The sequence below is a fragment of the Pseudoalteromonas sp. ESRF-bin5 genome (genome assembly GCF_002632075.1).
GTDB classification, from domain to species: Bacteria; Pseudomonadota; Gammaproteobacteria; order Enterobacterales; family Alteromonadaceae; genus Pseudoalteromonas; species Pseudoalteromonas marina.
The window spans coordinates 1-8418 of record NZ_NTLW01000206.1; the positions used below are offsets into that span (position 1 = coordinate 1).

5 protein-coding genes, 3 tRNA genes and 1 other RNA gene are annotated in these 8418 nt (G+C 41.3%); 1 reads left to right on the forward strand and 8 read right to left on the reverse strand.

Going from position 1 to position 8418, the window contains the following annotated elements:
- Positions 1-745, reverse strand: a 745-nt coding sequence (locus tag BCG07_RS12400; protein WP_286890369.1) for an aminopeptidase P N-terminal domain-containing protein, incomplete at its 3' end; no start/stop codon positions are given.
- A 33-nt stretch (positions 746-778) separates the two neighbouring features.
- A complete protein-coding gene (locus BCG07_RS12405) occupies positions 779-1342 on the reverse strand; it encodes a UPF0149 family protein (protein WP_008131954.1) in 564 nt (187 codons plus the stop codon).
- Between the two features lie 193 nt (positions 1343-1535).
- On the opposite strand from BCG07_RS12405, the gene ssrS reads away from it, so the two are divergent.
- Positions 1536-1718, forward strand: a non-coding RNA gene (gene ssrS, locus BCG07_RS12410) — 6S RNA.
- Between the two features lie 158 nt (positions 1719-1876).
- Here the strand turns inward: ssrS and BCG07_RS12415 are convergent.
- From BCG07_RS12415 to BCG07_RS12440, 6 genes are all read right to left on the reverse strand, one after another.
- A complete protein-coding gene (locus BCG07_RS12415) occupies positions 1877-4960 on the reverse strand; it encodes an efflux RND transporter permease subunit (RefSeq protein WP_243531581.1) in 3084 nt (1027 codons plus the stop codon).
- Positions 4957-6252, reverse strand: coding sequence for an efflux RND transporter periplasmic adaptor subunit (locus BCG07_RS12420; protein WP_243531583.1), 1296 nt, complete (start codon positions 6250-6252; stop codon positions 4957-4959). Before BCG07_RS12420 ends, BCG07_RS12415 begins: the two co-directional genes overlap by 4 nt.
- Entirely contained in the window at positions 6242-7657 is a 1416-nt protein-coding gene (locus BCG07_RS12425) for an efflux transporter outer membrane subunit (RefSeq protein ID WP_006793733.1), read from the reverse strand. The genes BCG07_RS12420 and BCG07_RS12425 overlap by 11 nt, the downstream gene beginning before the upstream one ends.
- 398 nt (positions 7658-8055) lie before the next feature.
- Positions 8056-8131, reverse strand: a tRNA-Thr gene (locus BCG07_RS12430).
- A gap of 78 nt (positions 8132-8209) precedes the next feature.
- A tRNA-Phe gene (locus BCG07_RS12435) sits at positions 8210-8285 on the reverse strand.
- Positions 8286-8334: 49 nt separating this feature from the next.
- A tRNA-Thr gene (locus BCG07_RS12440) sits at positions 8335-8410 on the reverse strand.
- Between the last annotated feature and the right edge of the window lie 8 nt (positions 8411-8418).

Consider the following 8418-nt stretch of genomic DNA (forward strand, 5'->3'; position numbering starts at 1 on the left):
CATCGCTATTTTGCGTGTAATGCAGAATATTAGCGTTATCGCCGCTACCTACAATTGTGCCGTAAGCCGGATGAGGTGCGCCGTTCATTGCATAATGATGATGAAGCTCTGCTTCTAATTGAAACTCAGTTGCTCCTGCATGTGAAAAGCGCATAGCTCGCATGTGGCCACGGGCGCTAATTTCACAGCCTTCGCGCATTACCTCTATTTCGCTTGGCGATTTAAACAAACGCATTTCATGGATAAGGCCGCGAATTTCTTTTAACGTACTCGGTGCTTTAAGGCCTTTGCGAGCCCCGCCACGAAGTGTACCTAAAAGAGAAAAAACTTTACTATCAAATGAATCATAAGCGCCTTGTGCAAAATAAATCGCATTTTTACCATTTAGTAGCTCAAGCAGTTGCTCTTCTAAATCACTTAATGGGTAAGCCTCGTCAAATAAGTAGTCGCTTTTGGCTTTATCAAAACCAACGCGTCGGCCATGCCAAATTTCGGCTAATTTGTCTTTATCAAGGCAAAATAGGGTGCTGGGTGTATCGCTGTTGTTACAAAGCACCAATACAGCATCGGGTTCGTTAAAACCGGTTAAATAAAAAAAGTCGCTGTCTTGTCTAAAAGCATAGTCAGTATCGCGGCTTCGCGTTACTTCGCTAGCAGCCGGAATAAGCGCAATGCTGTTATCGTCCATTTGTGCAAGTAAGCGTTCTCTGCGTGCTTTAAACTCTGACTTTTTTATTTCAACCATTATTAGCTAACCCGTTGTACTTTTTAATTAAGTTTAATGAAGCGTTTTTTTATCACTTTGGCTGCTTTGCTCTTTACCTAGCTCAGCAAAACAAAGTAGTGCCGATACACGTACATATTCAATAACTTCGTGAAGTGCGTTAGCATCTTCTTCGGTTTCTTCGAAAGTGGTATCTAGGCGTGTTATTTCGCTAAAGTCGCTAATTACTTCTTTCACGTCAGCCGACAGCTTACCGTAATCTTTTTGCTTTAAACCAAAACCAAGCATAAATCCCGATACCCATGATACGAGCCCATTAGCCTGATCGATGAGTGTCTCGTCATCACTTGGTAAAAATAAATCAAACTGAAACTCTTCATCATTAAAGCTTGCAACAACTTGCTTATATATAGTGCCAAAAAATGCTTTTAAACCATTACCGAACGATTCACCATCGTTGAATACATCGCTTAAAAGGCCTAGGTACTCCTTGTCGTCAATACTTAGTCCACATGCTAATAAACCACTAATAACACCATGCGCTTCAGCAGGGGAAACAAATATTTCGTTTTTTTCTAAAAGTAGTTGAGCTTTTTCGTAATCTGGTAAATCGTTCATAATCAAGCCTTCGCTTTGCTAGTTAAAGCAATGCTACCACTCGATAAAAAGCAACTCCAATTAATTGTATGATCACGCTCAAAAACTACGCAATAAAGTAAACAGCGAGTTAAAGGTGTGGGAAAACTAAGCGAACGACTTAATTTTTTACGTTTTGGGTTTAAGGATTGGCATATGTCTTATATACTTAATTTGTTCCCTGGGATACTGGAGCTGGGTTAAGTCCCTGAGCCGATAAATTTTATACCAGGGTTTCTGTTCGTTTACTATTGTGCAAGCTTGGCATGTACCGAGAAGCCTACGGTAAACCGCAGATTCCCGCCCTGAAACCTTCTGGTTTCAGGACTGAAACCGAGTACCGTATCTTGGGGAACACTATTATCTACTCGCGTTTTAACACGCACAATCAAACCTCTTTATATATCCACGTTTATCTATTTAACACCTTAAATAATTTTCAATTTTGCATAGCTAAAAACAAAAAAGCTGCAGGCAATTGAATACCTACAGCTTTTGTATCAACACGTTTTTGTATTATTTAAACCAGCCTTGAAATCGTTCCATCAACATATAATTGACTGGTACTAGCAATAAAGTAATAAAGGTCGCAAAAATAATCCCAAACCCTAAACTAACGGCCATAGGTATTAAAAACTGCGCTTGTGTGGCTTTTTCAAACAGCAGCGGCATTAAACCTATAAAAGTGGTTAAACTGGTGAGCATAACTGGGCGAAAGCGCGATGCGCCAGCAAGTTTAACTGCCTCTATTAAATCGCCACCTTCGCTGCGTTTTTTATTAATAAAATCAACCAATACAAGCGAATCGTTCACTACGACACCTATTAACGCAAGCATACCTAGTAGGCTCATAATTGTTAAATCCATACCCATTATCCAGTGCCCTACTACTGCGCCAATCATGCCAAATGGAATAACACTCATAACAATAATTGGTTGCATGTATGACTTAAACGGAATGGCCAATAACGCATAAATTATAAAAAACACAAACACTAACGCCCAAGCCAATGAGCCAAACGACTCTCTTTGCTCTTTGGCTTCACCTTCGAGTTTGTAATCAACACCTGGGTATTGCTGCATTAACTCGTCTAAATATTGTGCTAGGTCGGCTTGAAGCACCGTCATGTTGGTGTTGTTTTTTTCAATATCAGCCGTCACGTTTAGTGTGCGATAACGATCAATACGGTTTATGGTTGATGGGCTTTGTCCTGCCGTAAGTGTTGCCACGTGCGACAATGGCACAGAGCCGCCATCGGGGGTGTTTATTAGTATATTTTGTAAATCAGCTATCGAGCGGCGCTCGTCAATAGGTAAACGAACCATTACACGCACGTCGTCTCGTCCGCGTTGAATACGCTGAACCTGCGAGCCAAAAAACGAATTACGCACTTGTCCTGCCACATTTACACGGTTTAAACCAAGCGCCAAACCTTGTTGCGTAAGCTCTATACGCAACTCTTCTTTACCGTCAGACATACTGTCGGCAATATCAAACACCGTTGGGTACGTTGTTAAACGATTTTTAATATTATCAGCTACATCTTGCAGTATTGTTAGCGAGGTGCCACTTAGTTGAACGTCTATTGGGTCTGAACTTCGGCCAATTTCAGCTCTAAATGTTAGACTTTCAGCGCCAGGAATAACACCAATTAAATCGCGCCATTCACTTGCAAGCTCGCGTGAGCCTATGTCTGATTCACGCTTTTCTGCAGGTGTAATCTCAAAGCGTACCGCTCCGGAGTTGGATACACCACCGCGCCCGCCTGTAGTGGCTAATATATTTAAAATAACGCTTTCGCCTGTATTAGGATCGCGATATTTGTCTTGTAATTGCTGCGCTTTTTCGGACATATCAATCACGTATTTATTGGTTACTTCAAACGGTGTACCTGTTGGCAGTGTTAGGTTAACCCGTACGGTTTCGCTAGGAATTCGTGGGAAAAAGATAAACTTAGTCCAACCGCTTGTGATCATGGTTAAAATTATAAAAAATACCCCAACAAATAAACTTACCGTTGCTAATTTATGGCGTAAAGCAGTATTTAAGATAGGTTGATAATATTTTAAAATTGCACTTTCAAAGCCATCTGCAAAGCGTTGTTGAATTGCTTCAAGCTTCGATGGTTCACCTTTTTGGTGGCGTAATTTTATGTATTTTAAATGTGCTGGCAACACAAATTTAGACTCAATTAGCGAGAACAATAACACCGGAATGACGACTACCGGAATTTGCGCAAATAAGGCGCCGCGTGCCCCTTCAATAAATGCTAAAGGTAAAAAGGCAGCAACCGTAGTCAGCACACCAAAGGTAACGGGAGTAGCCACTTCTTGAGTACCCAATATAGCAGCCTGCTCACCCGATTTTGCCGTTTTTAAATGGGTATACACGTTTTCGCCGGTTACTATGGCGTCATCTACTACAATACCGAGCACTAAAATAAAGCCAAATAAGCTCATTATATTTAGCGTTACACCAAAAATTGGCATCGCGATAAATGCGCCCATAAACGATACTGGAATACCAATAAATACCCAAAATGCAATTGCTGGGCGCAAAAATAGCGTGAGCAGTGCCAGAACTAAAATACCACCTTGTAGAGCATTACTGGTTAAGGTTGCTATACGGCTTTTAACTAACTCTGAATCGTCATCCCAATAGCTTAGTTTAAAACCTTGTGGTAGCGTGGCCTGCTGTTCTTCAATATAGTTTTTAACATCGTCTGCCACGGTTATCGCGCTTTGCGGGCCAATTCGGTAAACGTCTATAAACGCTGCTTGCTTACCATTAAAACGGGTACGCACTGGCGTTTCTTCAAAGTCGTCTTTTATTGTAGCAATATCACCTAGGCGAATAATTGTTCCGTCGGCTTGGTTCTTTACTACTATGCTAGCAAATTCGTCTTTGCGGTAAGCCTGCCCTTTTGAGCTGATCAGTACATCGCCACCTTCTGTTTTTAAGTTACCGGCAGAAATATCAGAACTTGAATTAGCAATCGCACTCGATATTTGCGCAAGGGTTAGGTTATATTGGCGAAGTGTGTCTTGGCTAACTTCAATGGCTAACTCATAATCTCGTACACCACTTAGCTCTACCTGCGTTACATTAGGCAAACGCAGTATTTGATCTCGCACTGTTTCTGCGTATTCACGCGTTTCTTTTTCGCCGTAATCACTTGATACAGTAACAGCTATTACTTCTCTTTTGCGCTCAGCCAGCGCAACAATTGGTTTTTCGGCATCGCCAGGAAACGTATTAATCGCATCCACTCGGCTTTTAATATCAGCCAACAGTTCACGAGGATCGTAACCACTTTCAACCTCAATGGTTACAGAGCCTGAGCCCTCTGACGAGCGGCTAAATATTTGTTTAATACCCTCTAGGTCTTGTACCGCTTCTTCTATACGAATTGTTACGCCCTGCTCTACATCTTCAGGGGTTGCACCACGCAGGCTAACACCTACGCTTATCATGTCTGTTTCGAAAGACGGAAACACCTCAAGTGGTATTTTACTCGATAAACTAAATAGCCCCGACAACAACAAAGTTACTAACAATAGATTGGCAGCAACATGGTTTTTGGTAAACCAAGCAATCATGCTTTATCTCCTTGATTGGCTGCGCGACGTTTTTTTATTAACTCTTCAACACTGATACCAAGCTCTTTTGCTTTTTGCTCAAGTTGCTCTCGCGACGGGCGCATACCTTTAGGTTTTTTTTCCTTTGGCTCTTCACCTAAAATACTCACTTTAGTGCCCGAACTCACTTGACCAAGTGGCGTGATAACCAACTTGTCGTTTGCTTTTAATCCTGTTTTGATCATTGCTTGGTTTGCGTTTTGCCATGCAAAAGTAACGTCTTTACGTTTTAGTGCATCACCCTCAACTACGTAAACATAGGTGCCTTGATAAATTGTACTGTTGGGAATGATCAACGCATTTTGTACCGTTTTGCCTGCAATTTGTGCCTTAATGTATTGCCCTATTTTAATTGGGTATTGGTTACTCTCGGTTGATTTATATGGGTCGTCTATTTTTGCTACTACGTAAAGTTGTTGCGCGTTTTCGTCAATTGCGCCTTCAGTGCGTGCAAGTTGGCCTTGCCATGTTTGTTCGCCCACTAAATCAGAGCTAAATTTGACTAACGAACCGGCTTGGTTTTTAGCACCATCACGGTATTGCTCTGGCAGGTTTACAAACGAAAGGTCTTTATTTTTTATTGGTAAACGAATTTCTACGCTATCAATAGCGTAAATAGTGGCAAGTTGGGTATTGTTACTCACTACTTGGCCTAAATCGACACTGCGACTTAGTATGCGCCCAGCATAGGGTGCAGTCACTTTTGTACGCTCTAAATCAAGCTCTGCTTTTTCAAGAGTAGCTTGTGCTGATAACACTTGTGCCTGTGCCGCTGCCAATTGTGGCTCACGTAGTACCAAGCTGCTGGCTTGGCTTGAACCACCAAGACGCTTCCAATCAGTCAGTGCTTGTTGCCCGCGGGCTTTTTCTTCCAGTAAGCTTTGTTCTGCTGTGAGTAAGTTAGCTTGTGCAGATTTAACCTCTGCCTGATGATCTCTATCATCAAGCTTTAGTAACACGTCGCCTTTTTCAAAAAAACCACCTTCTCTAAACTCATCACTCACGTCGATGATTTGCCCTGATGCTTGAGCAACAAGTAAGCTTTGTGTGCGAGGCTTTACTGTACCGTAGCTGTCTATCATTACTTGGTAACTTTGAGGCACAACCTCTAATACCGACACGCTAATAGCTGCTTTTGGTGCTGAGCCAAAACGCCTCGCTTCTGGCGGGTTACTTTTGATAAAAAACACAATTAAAAGAGCGGTAACAACAACCGCGGCTGGAATAATAATTTTAGCTGTTTTAGTTTTCATCGTTGTTACTCTTTAGGTCGCTTGATGGTTTTTCAAAATCACCACCAAGGGCAACATGTAGGTTGATTCTATTTGCAATTAATTGATTCTTAATTTGTATTAATGAACTTTGCGCATCGAATGAGCGATCTTGTGCATCCAATACTGTGGTGTAAGTGACTAAGCCACTTTGATATTGCTCAAATGATAACTGCTCGGCAGCAAGTGCATTTTTTTGCGCTTCAAGTGTGCTTGTATATTGAGCCTTTAAAGATTGCTGCTGCGAAATCGCGTTTTCTACATCGCCAAATGCATCGTACAGAGTTTGCAGATATTGCTGTTCTTGCTTTTGTGTATTTAGGCGTGCAATTTCTTCATTGGCTTGTAAACGTCCCCCCTCAAAAATAGGTGCCGAAATACTTCCTAGCAAAGACCATGCAAGGCTTGAAGGAGAAAATAAATCACTCACTCTGTCTGTGCTATCACTTAAGCTTGCAGTTAAATTTAAACTAGGAAAGCGCTGTTTATGTGCGTAAGCCAATGACGCATCGGTCGCCAATAGTTCGTACCAACTAGCAAGTAATGCAGGCTTTCGGGTAATAAGTTCAGATGGAATTCCCAGTGGAATTTCTGTGTTAATAACCGGTAAGTCATTACTTGCAGAAATTGCTCCTTTTGGGTACTCACCTAATAAACGCTCCAGTAGTCTTGCAGCACTGGATAGGCTGGCTGTTTGAGTAGCTATGCGTGAACGTTCGTTATTTAGCTCATTGCGGGCTAAATAAACATCGAGCGCTTCGTTTATACCTTGGCGGTAACCCGATTCAATTATATCGAGATTTTGCTTAGCATTTTCTTCACGGCGTTTATATAAATCGAGTAGCTGCTGTGCAGACACAACATCAAACCATCCTTGAACAACATCCGAAACAAGCTGCTGTTTAGCCTGTTCAAAACGCGCTTTTTGAGCTAAATATGAAAGGTTAGCTTCACGTTTTGAATCTGACAGTTTGCCCCATAAGTCAACTTCATAATTTAAGTTTAAGCTTACGGAGCTAGCATTATTATAACTAACAGGCCGATTATCTTTACTTCGACTAGTACGCGTAGATAAATCTAAGCTAGGCCAAAGGTCTGCCCCGGACGCAATAAGTTGCTGCTTAGTAATGGCAACATCGTAGCTGGTTTGTAATAGTTGCTGATTGTTTTTAAGCGCTTGGTTAACATATTTTTTCAGCAATGGCGTGTTTAGTTGCGTTAACCATTCATCATCCACTTGCAAAACTGAACTTGCTGCTTGTTGTTGCCACTGCTTAGGAACATTACTGGGTGCTTGTTGGCGCTCCTGTGGATTTATATTACTCGCACAACCACTGAGCAGAATCACACTAAGTGCCAATAACGTTGGCTTGTATTGCCAAATCATAATTTAACCTGAATTACTGCTATTTATGAATGTAATTCAAGCACCTTGGCTAATTTTGCTCAACTTACTTTACATAACATTACATAGCTAGCGATGAGTGAACTAATAAGTGAGTTATACGGCAGGTATAGTTAAATGATCAGCAACTTTGTAAATATAAACACTATCAGATCACAACATTATTTATGTAGATTAAAATTAATTTATCAGGAAAAAATAAAGTGTTGTACACGAGGTAGTGCAGCCTAACCAAATCGAATGGGTAACTTATACAGACTACTGATTCAGTGTTTTGATAATAGAAATAAGTTGATAAATGGTGCCGACTAACCGAGTCGAACGGGTAACTTGTACAGACTACTGATTCAGTGTTTTGATAATAGAAATAAGTTGATGAATGGTGCCGACTAACCGAGTCGAACGGTTGACCTACTGATTACAAGTCAGTTGCTCTACCAGCTGAGCTAAGTCGGCACACTAAATTATTTGAAAGCTAGTTTTGAACACTGGTCAAAAACAAAAAAGCCCTGCATAAGCAAGGCTTTGTATAAATGGTGCCTCGACCCGGAATCGAACCAGGGACACGAGGATTTTCAATCCTCTGCTCTACCAACTGAGCTATCGAGGCACTTAAACAGTGCTAATTAAATGTTGTTAAAACACTTAATTAAAATAAATGGTGCCGACTAACCGAGTCGAACGGTTGACCTACTGATTACAAGTCAGTTGCTCTACCAGCTGAGCTAAGTCGGCACACTAAA

Bases quoted from the DNA above. Each gene is read 5' to 3' on its own strand.
- BCG07_RS12405 (WP_008131954.1), bottom strand. From the start codon at position 1,342: ATGAACGATTTACCAGATTACGAAAAAGCTCAACTACTTTTAGAAAAA.
- BCG07_RS12415 (WP_243531581.1), bottom strand. From the start codon at position 4,960: ATGATTGCTTGGTTTACCAAAAACCATGTTGCTGCCAATCTATTGTTA.
- BCG07_RS12420 (WP_243531583.1), bottom strand. From the start codon at position 6,252: ATGAAAACTAAAACAGCTAAAATTATTATTCCAGCCGCGGTTGTTGTT.
- BCG07_RS12425 (WP_006793733.1), bottom strand. From the start codon at position 7,657: ATGATTTGGCAATACAAGCCAACGTTATTGGCACTTAGTGTGATTCTG.